At 57.7% G+C, this 18,055-nt stretch carries 16 protein-coding genes; 14 read left to right on the top strand and 2 right to left on the bottom strand.

All coding sequences use genetic code 11. From position 1 onward, the window contains the following. Positions 1-30: 30 nt before the first annotated feature. The 13 genes from LAN61_14060 to kdpC all read left to right on the top strand — a co-directional run bounded on the left by LAN61_14060 (position 31) and on the right by kdpC (position 14,574). Positions 31-186: a hypothetical protein gene (locus tag LAN61_14060; GenBank protein ID MBZ5541638.1), complete on the top strand. Its 156-nt coding sequence runs from the start codon at positions 31-33 to the stop codon at positions 184-186. Positions 187-318: 132 nt separating this feature from the next. Continuing rightward, on the top strand, positions 319-561 hold the full coding sequence (locus LAN61_14055; protein ID MBZ5541637.1) for a biotin attachment protein: 243 nt from the start codon (positions 319-321) through the stop codon (positions 559-561). A gap of 16 nt (positions 562-577) precedes the next feature. Beyond that, positions 578-1,534, top strand: a complete 957-nt coding sequence (locus LAN61_14050; GenBank protein ID MBZ5541636.1) for a thiamine pyrophosphate-dependent dehydrogenase E1 component subunit alpha — start codon at positions 578-580, stop codon at positions 1,532-1,534. Positions 1,535-1,538: 4 nt separating this feature from the next. Beyond that, positions 1,539-2,543: an alpha-ketoacid dehydrogenase subunit beta gene (locus LAN61_14045; GenBank protein MBZ5541635.1), complete on the top strand. Its 1,005-nt coding sequence runs from the start codon at positions 1,539-1,541 to the stop codon at positions 2,541-2,543. Position 2,544: 1 nt separating this feature from the next. Beyond that, complete coding sequence (locus LAN61_14040; protein MBZ5541634.1) at positions 2,545-4,215, top strand: methylmalonyl-CoA mutase; 1,671 nt, start codon at positions 2,545-2,547, stop codon at positions 4,213-4,215. A 23-nt stretch (positions 4,216-4,238) separates the two neighbouring features. Continuing rightward, positions 4,239-4,640 carry a cobalamin B12-binding domain-containing protein gene (locus LAN61_14035; GenBank protein ID MBZ5541633.1) on the top strand — a complete coding sequence of 134 codons (402 nt, stop codon included), beginning with the start codon at positions 4,239-4,241 and terminating at the stop codon, positions 4,638-4,640. A 41-nt stretch (positions 4,641-4,681) separates the two neighbouring features. Further along, on the top strand, positions 4,682-5,914 hold the full coding sequence (locus LAN61_14030; protein ID MBZ5541632.1) for a thiolase family protein: 1,233 nt from the start codon (positions 4,682-4,684) through the stop codon (positions 5,912-5,914). Positions 5,915-6,011: 97 nt separating this feature from the next. Next, on the top strand, positions 6,012-6,962 hold the full coding sequence (locus LAN61_14025; protein ID MBZ5541631.1) for an SMP-30/gluconolactonase/LRE family protein: 951 nt from the start codon (positions 6,012-6,014) through the stop codon (positions 6,960-6,962). A gap of 156 nt (positions 6,963-7,118) precedes the next feature. Beyond that, on the top strand, positions 7,119-8,660 hold the full coding sequence (locus LAN61_14020) for an AMP-binding protein (protein ID MBZ5541630.1): 1,542 nt from the start codon (positions 7,119-7,121) through the stop codon (positions 8,658-8,660). 1,411 nt (positions 8,661-10,071) lie between these two features. Continuing rightward, a complete protein-coding gene (kdpF, locus tag LAN61_14015) occupies positions 10,072-10,161 on the top strand; it encodes a K(+)-transporting ATPase subunit F (GenBank protein MBZ5541629.1) in 90 nt (29 codons plus the stop codon). 2 nt (positions 10,162-10,163) lie between these two features. Further along, the gene (gene kdpA, locus LAN61_14010; protein ID MBZ5541628.1) at positions 10,164-11,936 is read left to right on the top strand and encodes a potassium-transporting ATPase subunit KdpA; all 1,773 of its coding nucleotides are present in this window, start codon (positions 10,164-10,166) and stop codon (positions 11,934-11,936) included. A 7-nt stretch (positions 11,937-11,943) separates the two neighbouring features. Then, on the top strand, positions 11,944-13,992 hold the full coding sequence (gene kdpB, locus LAN61_14005) for a potassium-transporting ATPase subunit KdpB (protein ID MBZ5541627.1): 2,049 nt from the start codon (positions 11,944-11,946) through the stop codon (positions 13,990-13,992). Positions 13,993-14,001: 9 nt separating this feature from the next. Continuing rightward, on the top strand, positions 14,002-14,574 hold the full coding sequence (kdpC, locus tag LAN61_14000; GenBank protein ID MBZ5541626.1) for a potassium-transporting ATPase subunit KdpC: 573 nt from the start codon (positions 14,002-14,004) through the stop codon (positions 14,572-14,574). Between the two features lie 13 nt (positions 14,575-14,587). On the opposite strand, the gene LAN61_13995 is transcribed toward kdpC, so the two are convergent. Both LAN61_13995 and LAN61_13990 read right to left on the bottom strand, forming a co-directional pair. Then, entirely contained in the window at positions 14,588-15,298 is a 711-nt protein-coding gene (locus LAN61_13995) for a response regulator transcription factor (GenBank protein MBZ5541625.1), read from the bottom strand. Next, entirely contained in the window at positions 15,295-16,755 is a 1,461-nt protein-coding gene (locus LAN61_13990; protein MBZ5541624.1) for a DUF4118 domain-containing protein, read from the bottom strand. Before LAN61_13990 ends, LAN61_13995 begins: the two co-directional genes overlap by 4 nt. A gap of 50 nt (positions 16,756-16,805) precedes the next feature. Here LAN61_13990 and LAN61_13985 point away from each other — a divergent pair, with 50 nt between their 5' ends. After that, on the top strand, positions 16,806-17,930 hold the full coding sequence (locus LAN61_13985; protein MBZ5541623.1) for a universal stress protein: 1,125 nt from the start codon (positions 16,806-16,808) through the stop codon (positions 17,928-17,930). The last annotated feature ends 125 nt before the right edge of the window (positions 17,931-18,055 follow it).

Here is an 18,055-nt window from a genome sequence, read left to right as displayed (position 1 = left end):
AATGCAAAGAGACACTATGGTGGGAGAGCGATGTTTGGTCTGTCCGGCAAGGTGGCGCTGGTTACTCGGGACCAGGCGGCGAAGACCCCGGAAGATTTCGAGCAGTGGCCCTCCTACGATAGGATTGCCGCTGCGACCCTCCTTCTGAAGGCCAAGCTCTCAGCGGCCACAGATCGGCGGGTATGAACGCGATGGCCCAGCGTGGTCCCCGGGCGGCCGTGTGCCAGCCGGCCAACGTGGGCTACACTCCGTTTTTACACAGGGCTGAAGAACAGAGACCGGTCCTGAAGTTTCTGAACTGAACAACAGAGAGAGAGCATGATCGAGATCAAGATCCCAAAACTTGGACATGGATCGGTAGAGGCAAAGGTAGTTTACTGGCACAAGAAAGCCGGTGACAGTGTGCGAGCCGGTGAGAGCATCGTGGAGATAATGACGGAGAAGGTGAACTTCGAAATCGAAGCGCCTTCCGACGGCGTGATCACCGAGATCCTGGTTCCCGTGGACGAATTTGCGGCGGAGGACGCCGTAGTTGCGAGAATTCAAGGAACATCACTTTAGACAAAGGAAATTCACGATGGCATCGAATGAAACGAGATTATCGCTCTATCGCGCGCTCGTGCGCGCCCGGGAGCTGGAAAATGGCATCATAAGCTTTCATCCCTATTTTCACAGCGCTGTCGGCGAAGAGGCGGTTGTGGTGGGCAGCGCCTTCGGTCTCCGGCCCGACGACGTTTACATCCCCCATTACCGCGGGGCCTTGGCGGCAAATCTGGTGCGCGGCGCTTCCATGCACCGGCTCGTCGCCGGCGTCCTGGGAAAAGTTACGGCGTACGATCGCGGGCGGTTTTTCTCCGAGGTGCGGGGCCGAGCCGAACCCAAGAACTTCAGCACTATGGGAGGCTTTCTGGGAACTACCATCACCTACGGCGCCGGCGCCGCTCTGAGCGCGAAACTCAGGAAGACCGACGAAGTTGCCGTGGTGGTATTCGGCGATGGGTGCGCTAATAAGGGAGAATTTCACGAATCGTTGAACCTTGCCGGCGTCCTGAAATTACCCGCAGTCTTTATTTGCCAGAATAATCAGTTTTGCATTTCCATGTCCGCGGAGCGCGGCACCGCAGGGCGCATTGTAGACCGGGCCATTGGCTATGGCATGCCCGGGATTCTTGCCGACGGGAACGACGTGGAAGCGGTGAATGCAGCCCTAATGCAAGCGGTTGCTCACGCGCGCGCCGGGAAAGGTCCGTCGCTCATCGATGCGCTCACCTATCGCGTCAGCGGGCACTGGACAACCGATCCCGCCGCCTATCAGCCCCAGGAGGAGCGCCGTCACTGGCGCGAGCGAGATCCCATCCTGGTATTCGAGAATCGCCTCAAGGCGGAAGGACTGGTTACCGACGGCGATATCAAGTCCATTCACGAGCAGGCGGCCAGCGAAGTCACCGCCGCGATTGCCCAGGCGAAAAGCGATCCGCCACCCGGGCCCGAGGAGTTGCGGCCGGAACTCGTCTATGCAGTGGGCAGGAGCTGACATCATGGCAAAACGGCTTACTTCCAATGAAGCGCTGATTGAGGCAATGAGTGAGGAGATGCGCCGCGACGAGCGCGTTTTCGTGCTCGGAGAAGAAATTGTGGGTCACCAGGGGATCCAAGCCTACCAAGCCTACACCGGCATGGAGAAGGAATTTCCGGAGCGCATGGTGGACGTCACCATGTCCGAACTCGTCATCATAGGCTCCTGTATAGGGGCGGCCATGACCGGCATGCGCCCCATCTGCGACATCCTCTTTTCAGAGTTCCTCGCGCTGATCATGGGGCACTTGGCGGTGGACGCGGGCAGCGCTTATTACTTTTCGGCAGGCACGCTCACGGTGCCGATGGTGGTGCGGGCCCGCTATGGCGTTGGGGTGACTCGCGGCCATCCGGGAGATTACCACGCCTGGCTGCAACACATTCCCGGGGTCAAAGTCGTCGCTCCCTCCAATGCCTATGACGCCAAGGGATTGATGAAATCCGCCATTCGTGACGATAACCCGGTGGTGTACCTCGATCATTTGGCCATTTGTACCGGCAAGCGCAGTGAAATCCCGGATGAAGAGTACCTCATCCCCATCGGCGTAGCCGAGGTCAAGCGCCCGGGGAAAGATGTTACTGTTGTAGGTTTCGGCAACATGGTTAATCACGCACTGAGCGCCGCCGAAGAACTGAGCAAAGAAGGCATTGATGTAGAGGTGGTGGACTTGCGAACGGTGGTCCCCTTCGATCGCGAAGCAATTCGAGAGTCGGTAAAAAAGACAGGGACGCTCGTGATTGCCCAGGAGACCTGGAAACAAGGGAGTACGGGCAGCGAAATCGCGGCTTTTGTTTCCGAGGAGTTATTTCACGAGCTGAAGGCGCCAATCATCCGGCTTGGGATGCCGCATGTTCCATTTGCACGCTCGGTGGATTTGATGAAGTTACTTGCTCCAAGTCCCCAGAACGTCATCGAAGGGGTCCGCGCCGCCTTGGCGGCTGGTTCCAAATATGCCCAAGCGGGATGAGATGAAAGAGCCGCACGACAGTGACGATGCGGCCATTCGCTGCGCTCAACAAACCTGGCAGAAGGAGTGTCTCGAACCGGAACTATCCGTCACCGGAGAATGGACGAATCGGTTCGAGACATATTCTGGAATTCCGGTGCAGCGCGTGTACACGCCCTCAGATACGGATAACTTGCATTACACGCGGGACCTGGGTTTCCCTGGTCAGTTCCCATTTGCTCGGGGTGACAACGCCACTATGTATCGCGGCGCTCCGCCCCGCATTTACGCCTATTCCGGCTGCCCCACGGCGGAGCAGACCAATGCCCGCTACAAGCACCTTCTGGCGCAGGGGGCCAAGGAACTGATCATTGCTCCCGATCTGCCCACGCAAATCGGCTATGACAGCGATCACCCTTTGGCCAAAGGGGAAGTCAGCAAGATTGGCTGCCCCATCAACTCCCTGGCCGATGTGGAAGTCATCTTTGAAGGCATTCCGCTGGACAAGGTCTTCGTAGGCGCCCAGGCGAACGCCAATAGTGTGGTTATGCTTGCCATGATTATTGCGGCGGGTGAGAAGCAAGGCGTTTCTCTCGAGCAGATAAAGGTCCTGGTTCAAAATGATGTGCTGAAAGAATATTTTGCACGCGGCACCCAGATATTTCCGCCGAAGGCAGGTCTCAAGCTCAGCGTCGATTGTATGGAGTTCGTAGCCAAGCGCCACCTGAAGTTCATGGTGCCCATCCTTTATTGCGGATATCACATTCGCGAAGCCGGCGGCAGCGCCGTCCATGAGATCGCTTTCACCCTGTCGAACGCCGCAGCCTACGTACAGGAATTCGTGAACCGAGGACTAAGCGTTGACGAGCTTCCACTTCCCCGAAGTTTATTCGTGGCGGGACTCGACCTATTCGAAGAGGTTGCCAAGCATCGAGCATTTCGGCGCATGTGGGCTCGAATGCTGAAAGAGCGGTTTGACGCAACCAACCCTCGCGTTCTAGCCATGACGCTTACCTGTGGTTCCCAAGCCAGCTTGTTCACCGCCCAGCAACCGCGGAACAATCTTGTGCGCGGCACTATCCAGGCGCTTGTTCAAGTACTATCCGGCGCTAAAGCCACCTACATTGCGACTATGGACGAGGCATTGTCCATTCCAACCGAGGAGAGTGCCACCCTGGCACTGCGGACCATGCAGATCGTTCATAACGAGTGTGGTCTGCTGGGAACCGCGGATCCTCTGGGCGGGTCGTATTACCTGGAATCGCTGACCGTCGAACTGGAACAGCGCGCAATGAAATTATTCGACGAAATAGAAGCAATGGGTGGTGCGGTCGCTGCCATCGAGCAGGGCTATCAGATTGGACATATTGCAAAAGAAGCATACCGGCAATCCACCCTGGTGGGTTCCGGCGACCGCACAGTCGTCGGCGTCAACAAGTTCCAGATGAACGAGACCATACCTATCGAGGTTACTCGGGTGGACCGGAGAGAAGAGGCTCGGCAGGTGGAAAAGGTTCGTTGTTTGCGCGCCAAACGGAACTGTGCCGCAGTGGAGAAGGGACTTGAGCAGGTGCGACGGGCAGCCCGGATGGGCACAAACGTCATGGAACCTGTGCTCCAAGCGGTAGGCGCGTACGCAACTATGGGGGAAGTCTGCAACGCCCTGCGTGAGGTTTACGGCGAGTATCGCTGATGGCCCTGCGCCGGGGCAAATTTATGACGCGACAAAGACCAATCAAAGCGGTGCTGGCGAAACCGGGACTGGATGGCCACGATCGTGGAGCGCACGTACTCACGTTGGGACTTCGGGATGCCGGCATGGAGGTCATTTATCTCGGCATTCGAACGCCCGCAGAACTGATTGTGCAGGCTGCCATCGAAGAGGACGCGGATGTCGTCGCACTCAGTTGTCTTTCTGGCGCGCACGAATACCACTTTCCCCGTGTCGCAGAACTGTTGAAAGAAGCGGGAATGACCGACGTACTGCTTATCGGCGGGGGAGTGATTCCAGCCGAAGATATCCCGTTGTTGCAAGCGGCGGGTTTCAAGGCCATCTTCGGGCCGGGTACCACGATCCAAGAAATTACAGCTTTCATTCATGAACATGTGCGCGAGTAGGGATGGCAAGGAGCAATGGATTGGGTAACAGGACTTTACCGATAAACCGGGTGTATGTGGCCGGTATTGGCATGACGCCGTTTGGTAAACTTGAGAACCTTACGGTGAAGGACCTCACGAGGCAAGCTGTGACGGAGGCTCTCGCCGACGCCGGTTCGGGGAGCGAGCCGATCGGCGTGGCATTCTTTGCAAACGCCACCCAGGGCATTCTGGAAGGCCAGAGTGTTGTGCGAGGGCAGATTGCGTTACGCGCTATGGGAATTCACGGCGTCCCCATTGCCAATGTGGAGAACGCCTGTGCCAGCGGGAGCACCGCCTTCCATTTGGCCTGCGTTTATGTCCAAGCCGGAATTGCCGATGTGGCGCTCGCGGTGGGCTGCGAGAAGATGTACAGCGCTGATAAGCAAAAAACGTTCTCCGTATTTTCCGGTGGCTGGGATGTTCACGAGTCCAACAAGATAGTCGCCCGGTTGCTCGCTTTGGGAGATGGAGTTTCGCCGCCGCCTGGAATTAAAGACCAGGAGCTGAAGAGCGTGTTTCTCGACGTCTATGCCGCTATTGCCAAGTATCACATGAAAACCTTTGGGCTGACGGAACGCCAACTGGCGATAGTGGCATCGAAAAACCACGAACACTCCGTCTTCAATCCACACTCACAATACCGCCACCCCATGACAGTTGAAGAGGTCTTGGCAGCCAAGACTGTCGCTTGGCCGCTCACCTTGCCCATGTGCTCGCCCATAAGCGACGGCGCAGCTGCGATCTTACTGTGCAGCCGAGAGGCGCTGTGCCGGTTCCCCAAGAGCCGGCCAATCAAAGTTCTGGCCAGTGTCTTGGCCAGTGGGGTTGAACGGGAATGGGGCCAGTTCGACCAGCACATTGCTCGGCGCGCCGCCGTGCAGGCATACGAGCAGGCCGGTTTGAGTCCGGAAGATATGTCCGTAGCCGAGGTGCACGATGCCACCGCTTTCGGCGAAATCCTGCAGAGCGAATGTTTGGGTTTCTGCGGAGTTGGTGAGGGAGGGGCGCTTGCCGAAAGCGGCGCTACCCGCTTGGGCGGGCGGATTCCCATCAATGTTTCCGGAGGACTGGAATCCAAGGGACATCCGGTGGGTGCCACGGGCATCGCCCAAATCTGCGAACTGACTTGCCAGCTGCGTGGAGAATCCGGCACCCGGCAGGTTCCTGGTGCGCGTCTGGCAATCGCTGCAAACGGCGGCGGATTCTACGGCGTCGAAGAAGCCGCAGCTTGCGTAAATATCCTGGGGAAATAAGAGACCCGGACGTACACTGCGTCCGCCAAAGCAGGCTGTGAGGCTTGCGGCAAGCATTTCACCGGCGCAACCATTTACTTGGGAGTAAGAGGTCGATATGAAGCACAAAGGAAAAGAGATCAAGAATTATCGCGTGCTTGCAGATGGCTTGCGCGGCTTAGAAGGGCCGGTGGCGCTTGCCGATGGCAGTGTATTAGTCTGCGAGATGGCCGAAGGGCGCGTGACCCGTGTCATGCCCGACGGCAGCAAAGTTGTGGCGGCGGTGACCGGAGGTACGCCGGATGGCTTAGCCCTCGGTCCAGACGGCAAATGTTACGTTTGCAATCGTGGTTCTTCGCGATGGCGCCAGATCGGCGACTTGCTCTTACCCGTTCAAGAGGATGAGCCGAATGACCCCGAGGCACGGGGATACATTCAGCGTTTCGATCTCGATACCGGCAAGGTCGAGATGCTATACGAAGCCGCCGGTGAGCTGGGCCTGACCGGTCCCAACGATCTGGTCTTCGATGCCCAGGGTGGATTCTGGTTCACGGATTTTGGCCGCATGCGCCCGCGCAACGTTGACCGTGGCAGCGTCTTTTACGCCAAGGCGGATGGCAGCTTGATTCGCGAAGTGATGGGACCGTTCATGGGCCCCAACGGTATCGGACTCTCGCCGGATGGAAATTGGCTTTATGTAGCAGAGTCGTTCACGCACCATCTTTACAAGTTCGAAATTGCCGGCCCTGGTGAAATCAAGCGTTCCCCCAGTCCTTTCCCCGAGCACGGCGGGTATTTCGTAGGCGGCCCGGACGGGATGGCTTTTTTTGATAGCTTGGCGCTGGATTCGGCGGGCTATGTCGTAGTCGCAACTCCTGGGGCCGGCATCCTAACCGTTTTTCATCCGCGCAATGGCGCGTACCAGAAAATTCCCATGCCGGATATGGCTCCCACCAACCTCTGCTTCGGCGGCAAGAATCTGAAAACGGCCTATGTCACACTGCTGGCCACGGGACGGCTAGCTGCGTTCGACTGGCCTAGGCCGGGTCTTCGCCTTAACTATCAGTAGCGGAGTGCGGGATGAAGTTGAGAAGCAAGAAGGAATTGTGGGCTCCAACTTCAAACGGGCGCCGACCGAAATCTGGACTGTCTAGAACTGGGGGCAAGCTCTCCTCCTTGCCGGAGAGTAGTTCTCCCCGCGCATACCTGGGGAGCGGAGCGAACGATGGCAATCATTGACTATTTTGATCGTGGCTGCCGAATCGCTCCAGACAGTGATTATCTGATCTTCGGGGAGCGCCGCTTCACATACCGGGAGGCGCAGCGGTTCAGCTATCGCGTTGCCAACGGGCTCCTCGCATTGGGCTGCAGAAAGGGAACACATGCCGCGGTATGGGCTAGCAACGATGCAGTGGGCTGGCTGTGCACCCTGTCCATCTGGCGTGCCGGCTTAACGTGGGTCCCAATCAACCCCCGCAACTCTGCCGAGGAGAACGGCTATATCCTCGATGCCTTTGACTGCGAGGTGCTGTTCTTTCAGCGACGGTTCAGCGAAGTGGTGGCGAGCCTCCGCCCGAAGCTGCCGAAGGTGCGCCAGTACATCTGCATCGACGGCGAATGGGAAGGGGGGTTGTCACTGGATCGCTGGATTGCCGACAAACCGGATTTGCCGCCGGTTGTCGAATACGCCATGGAGGACGTCTGTTGTTTGCAACCAACGGGTGGCACAACGGGCAAACCCAAGGGGGTGATGAACACGCATCGCGCCATTCAGACCTTGGTAGCCAGTTGGCTGGCCGCAATGCCATACCCGGTTGGCCAACGACCGGTCAATTTGGCGGCGGCGCCACTTACGCACGCCAGCGGAATCATGACGCTGGTGACCTCGGTGCGGGCCGGTGTTGTAGTCATCCTTCCGCGCTTGGAACCGGGACCGCTCCTGGACGCAATCGAAAAATATCGCATCACCGAGCTCTACCTGCCGCCCACCGTAATCTACGGACTACTGGATCTGCCCGGTATCAACCAGCGAAATTATTCATCCCTGCGCTATTTCATTTATGCCGCAGCGCCTATGTCAACGGAAAAGCTGCGGAGGGCCATCAAGACTTTTGGGCCGGTGATGATGCAGGGCTACGGCCAAACCGAAGCCCCGGGCACGATCAGCTACCTTGCTCCCGAAGAACACTTCATTAACGGAGAGATCGCCCCCGACTCGCGCCTTTCTTCCTGCGGGCGCCCCTACCCTCTAGTGCGATGCGCGATTTTGGACAGCAAGAACAGGCCTTTGCCGGATTGCGAGGTGGGCGAGATCTGCGTGGCCGGCGACATCCTGATGAAGGGCTACTACAAGGACCCGCAGAAGACGGCGGAGACCATCATAGACGGCTGGTTGCACACCGGCGACGTGGGATTTTTCGACCGCGAAGGCTACCTGCATATTACCGACCGAAAAAAAGACATGATCATTACGGGAGGCTACAACGTGTTTAGCGCCGAGGTCGAGGGAGTAGTCAACAGCCATCCGGCGGTTCGCGACTGCGCTGTCATCGGCGTGCCTGACGATAAGTGGGGCGAAGCGGTAAAAGCCGTGGTGGAGCTGAATGCCGGTTCGGCGGTGACCGCCGAAGAAATCATCGCGTTGTGCAAGCAGCGGCTGGGGAGCGTCAAAGCGCCTAAGAGCGTGGACTTCGTTGACAAGCTGCCGCGCAACTCGGCCGGCAAGCTGTCAAAGCGCGAACTCCGCGTAAAATACTTGGAAGGGTGAGCGCGGAAATCTCCCGAGGTTTTGCTAAATATTGCTGGGCAATCGAAGAAGAAGCTGCCCGTACATTGCATCAAAATGCAGCAGTTCGAATCCGCACTGTAGCAAATTGGCCGCTAAATCGCAGAATACGCAAGAATTAAAAACGGAGGAGTGGGTGAGCGGTTGAAACCGGCGGTCTTGAAAAATTAAATCGCTTGCTTTGTTATTACCACAGTACGCTTTCGTTATATAATCGCAGTATATTATTGCTACCCTTCGATTCAGAACAGCAGGATTGATTTCACTTGGAATCTAGAATCGTTCGGATGGTTTTTCACTTCCCATTCGCTGTGGGGAAAAGTGTGGGGACTCCATGCATGCGGAGGCACATCCTCGCACATCGTGCCACTACCAAATTCTTTAGCTAAATCCTTTGCTTTCCGAAGTAAGACTGAAAAGGAAGGACTTCCCAGAGATAGCACGCTTGGCTTGGGCGCAGGAGGTCCCCGGTTCAAATCCGGACGCCCCGACCACTTACTTCCTTATTTTCAATGAACTGTCTGTGCCAATTTGTGCCAGCTTAGGGGTTCACCTCACCAGCAGGAGAATGAGGGGAGAACAACTCCTCTATCTACCTAATCAGCGGTGAGGAAGGAAAATGTGTCGCTCGCTGGCAAAAATTTCTTCAAGTGAATCCAAATCGGACTGAGGTAGCCTGTGACGGCAGAGGGCGCGGGCAGGGACCGGGCAGATAATGTCTTGTAGGGGTGGGATTAGCCCGTTCCCAGCCAGGAAGCATCGTTTCAGACACGCTGCGGACACCTCATCCTAAGTCTTCACCTGCCGAAATCATTTAGAAACCATCGCTCAATAGGCTGTACCGTCTTCACCCGGCCTTCGCGGAGTCACGCTTGGTTTCGATTCAATGAATTGTGTCGAGACCGAACGTTGGCAGACAGGCACAGCCAAGGGCAAAAGAAACTTTATGAAATCCTTACGACTTCATCAGGACTTCTTTACGTGTCGCAGGTGAAGCTTGGAGCCATGGGCGGATACCCGCCAGGTGAACCGTGAACAAGGGCGGCCCAGCGAAAGAAAAGGATCTGAGGGCGATGTGGGTCTTCATAAGTTTCGCGGGCTTTGGTCTTGCGTTCATGTTGTACGCGTTGGTTCAGTTTTTCCGCGAGTCAAAGCGAACGAATAGAGCTCATCGACAGGGTTCTAACTCGAAACTCCAGGGGGCGCAGTCAGTGCGCTTGGTCACTATGATTCCGAAAGGCTCTCGACAGCGTCGTTAGCCGTGAAGTGCACATCGTCAGGAGGAGAGAAACAATCATGCTAGACGTCATTTTCATCGTCGCGACGGCGCTGTTTGTCGGAGTAGCCATTCTCTACGTTCGCGGGTGCGAACGGCTGAGGTAGGAGCGAGCCAATGAATGCAGGTAATGCGGTGTTGCTGATCATTTGCGCCCTTCTCTTTGGGTATTTGCTCTACGCCCTCCTGAAGGCGGAGGAGTTCTGATCATGACGGCAAATGGCTGGTTGCAAATTGCGTTTTATCTCCTGGTGATTTTTCTGCTCACCAAGCCACTCGGCATCTTCATGACGCGAGTATTCAGCCGGGAGAAGACGTTCCTAGATCCGGTCCTGCGGCCGGTCGAAAGAATCGTATACCGCCTGACCGGCGTGGACGAGAAGCATGAGATGCGCTGGACGGAGTACGCCATCGCCATGCTCCTGTTCAGCGGCGTCTCCATGGCGCTCCTCTATCTCATCGAGCGCACGCAGAAGTGGCTGCCGCTCAACCCGCAGAAATTCCCCAATGTGGAGCCCGGCCTGGCGTTTGGCACGGCGGCTTCGTTCACGACCAATACGAACTGGCAGGCTTACAGCGGCGAATCCACGATGAGCTATCTCACGCAGATGGCGGGGCTGGCGTACCACAACTTCGCCTCCGCGGCTGTGGGTATCGTGCTGGCCATCGTGGTCATTCGCGGAATCGCCCGCAAGGAAACGGACAAGCTCGGAAACTTTTGGGTTGACACCACGCGGTGTCTGCTGTGGGTTCTGCTGCCCATTTGCATAGTGGGCTCGCTGGTGTTCGTGTCTCAGGGTGTCGTACAGAATCTGAAGCCCTACGCCACAGTGCAGTTGATCGAACCGCAGACCGTGCAGGTGACCGGCCCGGACGGCAAGACCACAACACAAACGGTGACGCAGCAGGTAATTGCCCAGGGCCCCGTGGCATCACAGGAAGTAATCAAGGAATTCGGCACGAATGGCGGCGGATTTTTCAACGCCAACAGCGCGCATCCTTTCGAAAATCCAACGCCACTCTCGAACTTCTTCCAGATCGTGCTGATTTTCGCGATTCCCTCGGGTCTCACGTACACCCTGGGCCGCATGACGGGGTCTCAGCGGCACGGCTGGGCCGTGTGGGCCGCGATGGCGTTCCTGTTTCTTGCGGGTGTGACGACAGCGTACTGGGCGGAGGCCAGAGGGAATCCACTCCTAGCCGGCACGGATCAGCGAGCGAGCGCGCTGCAAACTGGCGGAAACATGGAAGGGAAAGAGGTGCGTTTCGGTATCGCGAACTCCGCGCTGTTCGCGACCGTGACGACCGATGCGAGCTGCGGCGCCGTGAACAGCATGCATGATTCGTTCACGCCGCTTGGCGGCATGGTCCCTTTGATCAACATTATGCTGGGAGAGGTTGTGTTCGGCGGGGTCGGCGCCGGGCTTTACGGAATCGTGGTGTTTGTGATCCTTGCGGTCTTCATCGCGGGACTGATGGTGGGTCGAACTCCAGAGTACTTGGGGAAGAAGATCGAATCCTACGACGTGAAGATGGCCATGCTGGCGATTCTTGTCCTGACGTTTACGATCCTGAGCTTTTCGGCAGTTGCCGTGGCTAAGCCTTTTGGCACTTCGAGTATCTCGAACCCGGGACCGCACGGGCTTTCGCAGGTGCTCTACGCGTACGTCTCGTCCGCCGGCAACAATGGCTCGGCGTTCGCAGGTCTGGGCGCCAATACCATGTGGTACAACACGTCCACGGCCGCCGCCCAATTGCTCGGGCGGTTCTTCATGATCATTCCAGTGCTGGCGATTGCCGGAAGCCTAGCCAAGAAGAAGATTCTTCCTGAGTCGGCCGGGACATTCCCCGTAACAGGCGGCCTGTTCGCAAGTTTGCTCGTTGCCACGATCTTGATCGTGGGTGCGCTCACTTTCTTCCCAGCTCTTAGTCTGGGACCTATTCTCGAACACCTGCTGATGCTCGCAGGGAAATCTTTCTGAGGTGTCTATGGATCCAGCCGCTAAAATCAGGAAAAAGTCGTTCACTGACAGGAAGATTCTTTCTCGGGCAGTGGTGGACTCCTTTGGCAAGTTGAACCCCCGGACGATTGTCAAGAACCCCGTTATGTTTGTGGTTGAGGTCGGTGCCGCACTGACCACGGTCCAACTCGCGTGGAATGCCCTCCATCATGCGGGACAGATCGGTTTCGGCCTGCAGATCAGCTTGTGGCTGTGGTTTACGGTGCTGTTTGCGAATTTTGCCGAGGCTATGGCGGAGGGGCGCGGCAAGGCACAGGCGGAGACTCTGCGCAAAGCCCGAGCAGAGACTGAAGCGCGTCGTTTGCGGCCGGATGGTTCCATAGAGGTCGTAGTGAGTTCGGTGTTGCGCGCCGGAGATGAGGTTCTGGTGAGCGCCGGAGAATTCATTCCGGGAGACGGGGAGGTGATTGAGGGCGTGGCCTCGGTAGACGAATCCGCGATTACCGGGGAGTCTGCGCCGGTGATCCGCGAGTCCGGCGGAGACCGCTCGGCGGTTACTGGGGGTACACGCGTGATCTCGGATGAGATCAAGGTTCGCATCACTTCGAATCCCGGTGAGACGTTCCTCGACCGCATGATCCACCTTGTCGAGGGCGCTTCCCGGCAGAAAACACCCAACGAGATCGCGCTCAATATCCTTCTAGCAGGGTTGACCATCATCTTCTTGCTCGCCGTCGTGACCCTGCAGCCGTTTGCAATCTATGCCGGCGCGCCTCAGAGCATCTTTGTCCTTGTTTCTCTTCTTGTCTGCCTGATTCCGACGACGATCGGCGGGCTGCTGTCCGCGATTGGCATCGCGGGCATGGACCGGCTGATTCAGAGAAATGTCATCGCGATGTCCGGACGCGCCGTGGAGGCGTCGGGAGACGTGGACGTACTTCTGCTCGATAAAACCGGCACGATTACGCTGGGAAACCGTCAGGCGACTGCTCTGTACCCTTGCCCGAATGTCGCAGAGGTGGAACTCGCCAGCGCCGCGCAACTTGCGTCCTTAGCGGATGAAACGCCCGAGGGCCGTTCCATTGTCGTCCTCGTCAAGGAACAATATGGGCTTCGCGGCCGTGAGTTGGCGGCGCACAATCCCACGTTCATTCCATTTTCGGCGCAGACGCGCATGTCCGGCGTAGACATGGACATCCACGAAATTCGCAAAGGAGCTCCGGAATCCATTGCGAAATACGTGGCGGAGAAGGGCCATGAGGTGCCTGCCGAGATCCTGGAGATCGTCAAGGAAATCTCCAATGCCGGCGGGACTCCGCTGCTGGTCTCACAGAATCGCCGCGTACTGGGGGCCATCGCTCTGACGGATGTTGTCAAAGGCGGGATGCGCGAACGATTCGATCATCTCCGCGCCATGGGCATTCGGACGATGATGATCACAGGGGACAATCCGCTAACCGCGGCGGCTATCGCCCGCGAAGCTGGCGTGGACGATTTTCTCGCCGAAGCCAAGCCGGAAGACAAGATGGCTCTCATTCGCAAAGAGCAAGCGAAGGGGAAACTTGTTGCCATGACCGGCGACGGCACCAACGACGCTCCGGCGCTTGCGCAGGCCGACGTTGGAGTGGCCATGAATACCGGCACGCAAGCCGCGAAAGAAGCCGGCAACATGGTTGACCTCGACTCCAACCCGACGAAGCTCATCGAAATCGTCGAAATCGGCAAGCAACTCCTGATTACTCGCGGCGCGCTGACCACGTTTTCGGTTGCGAATGATGTGGCCAAGTACTTCGCCATTATTCCCGCGATGTTCGCCGCCGCATTCCCGCAGCTCGGAATTCTGAATATCATGCGGCTCCGCACTCCGGAGTCCGCAATTCTGTCCGCGGTTATTTTCAACGCGCTGATCATCATTGCTCTGATTCCGCTGGCTCTGCGCGGCGTGCGCTACCGGCCTGTAGGGGCCGCGGCGCTGCTACGCCGCAATCTGCTGCTGTATGGCGTCGGCGGAGTGATCGCCCCGTTTATAGGGATCAAGCTTATCGATGTACTGCTAACGTACGTCGGGATTGTCTGAGAGGAACTTATGAAGAAGAACCTTCTCATCGCCGTGTGGTTCACGCTGGTGACAACCGTGATCTTCGGTCTCCTCTACCCGCTCGGAATCACGGGCCTCGCACAGCTTTTTTCCCGCGACCGGGCGAACGGACAACTAATCGAAAAGGACGGCAAACTCGTAGGCTCCAGAATCATCGGCCAGGCCTTCGCCAGCCCCAGCTACTTTCACCCGCGGCCGTCTGCAGCCGGAACTGGATATGATCCCACGGCCAGCAGCGGCTCCAATCTGGCTCCCACGAACAAGACTCTGCTTGACCGGGTGAAAAGCGACGTGCAAAAGCTCCAAAGTGAGAATCCGAGTGCGCCGATTCCGGTGGACCTGGTGACGACATCGGGATCTGGTCTGGACCCGGACATCTCTCCTGCGGCCGCGGAGTTCCAGATTCCACGCGTGGCCAGCGCACGCGGTATTAAAGAGGACGAGGTGCGTGGTTTAGTGAAGAAACACACAAAAGATCGCGATCTCGGGTTTCTTGGCGAGCCGCGCGTAAATGTGCTGGAGCTGAATCTCGAATTGGATCAGCGCCATCCGCTTCACTAAGGGAGCATCTCAATCAACGGCGAGTTTTTGCGGAGCTGGCCCGGGGCAATTCAAAGCGGTAGCCGACCCAGGGCTCGGTGCAAATATAGCGAGGGTGGTGCGGATCAGGCTCGATTTTTTTGCGAAGCTGATTGATGAACACCCGAAGGTATTCTGTTTCCTCTCCGTAGTCCGGTCCCCAGACCGCCTGCAACAGACTGCGGTGCGCAATGGGCTTGCCTGGATTGGCGACGAGTTGTCTAAGCAAGCCAAATTCCTTGGGAGTCAATCGAACCGGCCGCCCTTGGACAAGGACTTTGCGGCTCTCAAAATCAATGTGGAGATCGGGCGTATCCACGGGAGCCAGGGGCTCCGCGGCAGATGACCGGCGGAGAGCGGCGCGGATGCGGGCAAGAAGCTCCTCGATCCCGAAGGGCTTCACTACATAGTCGTCCGCTCCTGCGTCGAGCGCCTGCACCTTGTCTTTTTCCGCATTCCGGACCGTAAGAATGATGATGGGGACGTCGGAACGTTCTCGAATTTCCCGGCAGGCCGCCAGCCCGCCCATTCCTGGCATGTTCACGTCCAGAAGAACCAGATCGGGCTGCTCGCTTCCGAGCATTTCCAGGGCTTCTTCGCCGCTGCGCGCTTCCTTGATCGTGTAACCCTGGCTCGCCAAAGTGGTGCGCATCACACGCCGAATCTGAGGCTCGTCGTCAACCACCAGAATATTCGCGGAACTCATTGCCGTCTGCCCTGGCTGCGCTCCACGGGCAGGCTAAAGGTGAACACGGACCCGTGACCCAACTGGCTGACGACGCTGATGGTGCCGCCATGGGCTTCCACGATGGCCTTTGCGATGGGCAAGCCCATCCCCGTCCCATGTACGCGGTAGCGCTGGTCTTTGCCACGGTAAAACTTGTCGAAGATCAGGCCGAGCTCCATCTCTTCAATCCCAGGCCCGCGGTCGGCGACGCTCGTCAGGACGAAATTGCCGTTCGCCTCCGCACTGATGGTGACCGGGAGATCGGGTGGCGAGTAGTTGTGGGCGTTCGTCAGCAGCTGGACCAGGATCTGCTTGGCGCTGTTCATGTCTGCTCGCACGGAAGGGAGGTTCTTCGGCACTTGAACCTGTACAGGCCGGTTGCCGAGCAAACCCTTGCATTGTTCGAGAGCGGCGGAAACGAGCTCGGAAATGGGGTGCGGCTGCAAATTCAGCTCGACTTCCCCAGCCTCCAGGCGCGCCATCTCGGCCGCCTCGCCGATCAAGGTATTAAGGCGGTTGGTCTCTTCATCAATGATCGTGAGCAGTTCCGTGCGGTGCTCCGCATCCAGGCGGGAGTCCGAGAGCAGGCTGGTCACCGAAGCTTTGATCGAAGTGAGTGGAGTTCGGAAGTCGTGGGTAATGGAGTCCAGCAAGGCCGACTTCAAGCGCTCTCCCTCGCGAGAGGCTTCGGTCTTGCCGAGTTGTTCGATGGCCCGTGCCCTTTCGATGGCGACGGCGATAAGTGTGCCAAGCGCTTCCAGGGATTGCCGGGAAAGGATTTGGCCGGAAATTCCCAAACAGCCGATGACGCGCACACCCAGTCGGACAGGGACGAAACATAGACTCTGTGCTCCATCCACCTGCAATTCTTCGCGGGCAACCACGGCTTTCAACTTCTCCGCATCCAATTGTGGAATCAGCAAGCCCGAGCGATATACCTTTTGCTTTTCCGTCAGGAACAGGGCGGCTGCGCCGAGTTCAAAGGAATCCACAACCTGGCGCGGGATGGCATTCATGAGTTCGATGACGTTTCCGGCGCTGAGAAGTTTTTGGCTGAAATCGTAGAGCCTTTCGATCTCTCGCCGGCGCCGGTCCGCTTCTTCGGCCTGGTTGCGGGCTCTGGAGGAAAGATGGCTGCCAATGACGGCAGTGACCAGAAAGGCGAACAGGGCCACCCAGTTCTGCGGGTCAGCAATCGTGAAGGTCAGGACGGGAGGCAGGAGGAAGAAGTTGAACGCGAAGACCGCCGCCAGAGACATCACGACGGAAACAAGGATGCCCCAGACGGTGGAGACTGCTAAAATAGCTAGAAGAAAGATGAGCGCAATTGTCGTCGCGTTGACGTGAGTGGTCCTGTAGCAGAGGAAGGTGATCGCTGCCACGGTCCCCAGGGCGACGACAAAACCGGGAAGACGGCTGGTGAGGAAACCGCGCATGGCTACATTGTAACTTAGCTTTTGCGTGTTCTGCCGACGAGAAGAGAGATATGCCCAAGACACCGGAGCAGTGGCTGGAAGTGGCGTCGCCGCCGAAGAAGGTTCGCGGCAGCTTTAAGGTCTTTTTGGGCTATGCCCCCGGCGTAGGCAAGACGTTCACAATGCTGAGCGAGGCGATTCGCCGCCACACCCGGGGCGAAGATGTTGTTGTCGGAGTTGTGGAAACGCACGGCCGCAGGGCAATCGCGGAACTGGCCGCGCAGCTTGTTACCATCCCGCGCAAGAAAATCGATTATAAAGGCACCCTCTTCGAGGAAATGGACACCGACGCCATCCTCAGCCGGAAGCCGCACGTCGTCGTTGTCGATGAATTAGCGCACACCAATGTTCCGGGCAGCAAACACCGCAAGCGGTACGAGGACGTGCTGGAGATCATCGCGGCGGGGATCGACGTTCTTTCGACCGTCAATATTCAGCATCTGGAAAGCATCGCCCCCACGGTCGGAGCGATTACCGGAATCAAGGTGCGGGAGACGGTGCCGGACTGGGTTGTGCAGTCGGCGGAAGAAGCGGTCATGGTGGACCTGACTCCGGAAGCGCTGCAGAACCGCATGAAACGAGGCGATGTGTATGCCACGGAACAAGTGGATCAAGCGCTCAGGAATTTTTTCCGGCGCGGCAACCTGATCGCTCTCCGCGAGCTGGCCTTGCGGCAGGTGGCCGAGCAGGTGGATCGAACTCTTGAATCGTACATGGAGCAAAAGGAGATTCAGGAGACCTGGCCCGTCCGGGAACGAATTGCCGTGTGCATCAGCCCGCACCCGAGAACCCAATACTTGATCGCCCGGGCAGCGCGCATGGCTCGGCGGATCGACGCGGAGCTTTATGCCGTGTATGTGGACCTTGGCGAAGATGCGGACGAGGAAGATCAGAAGACGCTGGAAGCCAATGTGCAGTTTGCGGAGAGCCTGGGCGCCACCATGGTGCGCCTGAAAGGCGACAACGTGGCAGATCCTGTTGCGGCTTTCGCGCGCGATAAGCACGTTACCCAAGTGATCTTTGGCAGGTCCGCGGTCGACGGCTGGAGGAAATTCCTCTACATGAACGCCATCAATCGCTTTCTCCGCCAAGCTCCTGCCGTGGACGTCCACATCGTCACGCAAGAACCCGATTGAGAATAGGGTTCACCTCACCCACTTGGGTCCAACTTGGGTCCAAGTACTGACAACTTAGGTCCAAAACCGTGTACTGTGACGCAAAACAAAGCTAAACGGACCAAGCAGATAGTATTTGTGCAACC

The organism is Terriglobia bacterium, from assembly GCA_020072785.1.
In the GTDB taxonomy this organism is placed as follows: Bacteria; Acidobacteriota; Terriglobia; order Acidiferrales; family UBA7541; genus Acidiferrum.
The sequence above is the reverse complement of the archived record's forward strand: the minus strand, read 5'-3'. Positions and strand labels throughout refer to the sequence as shown.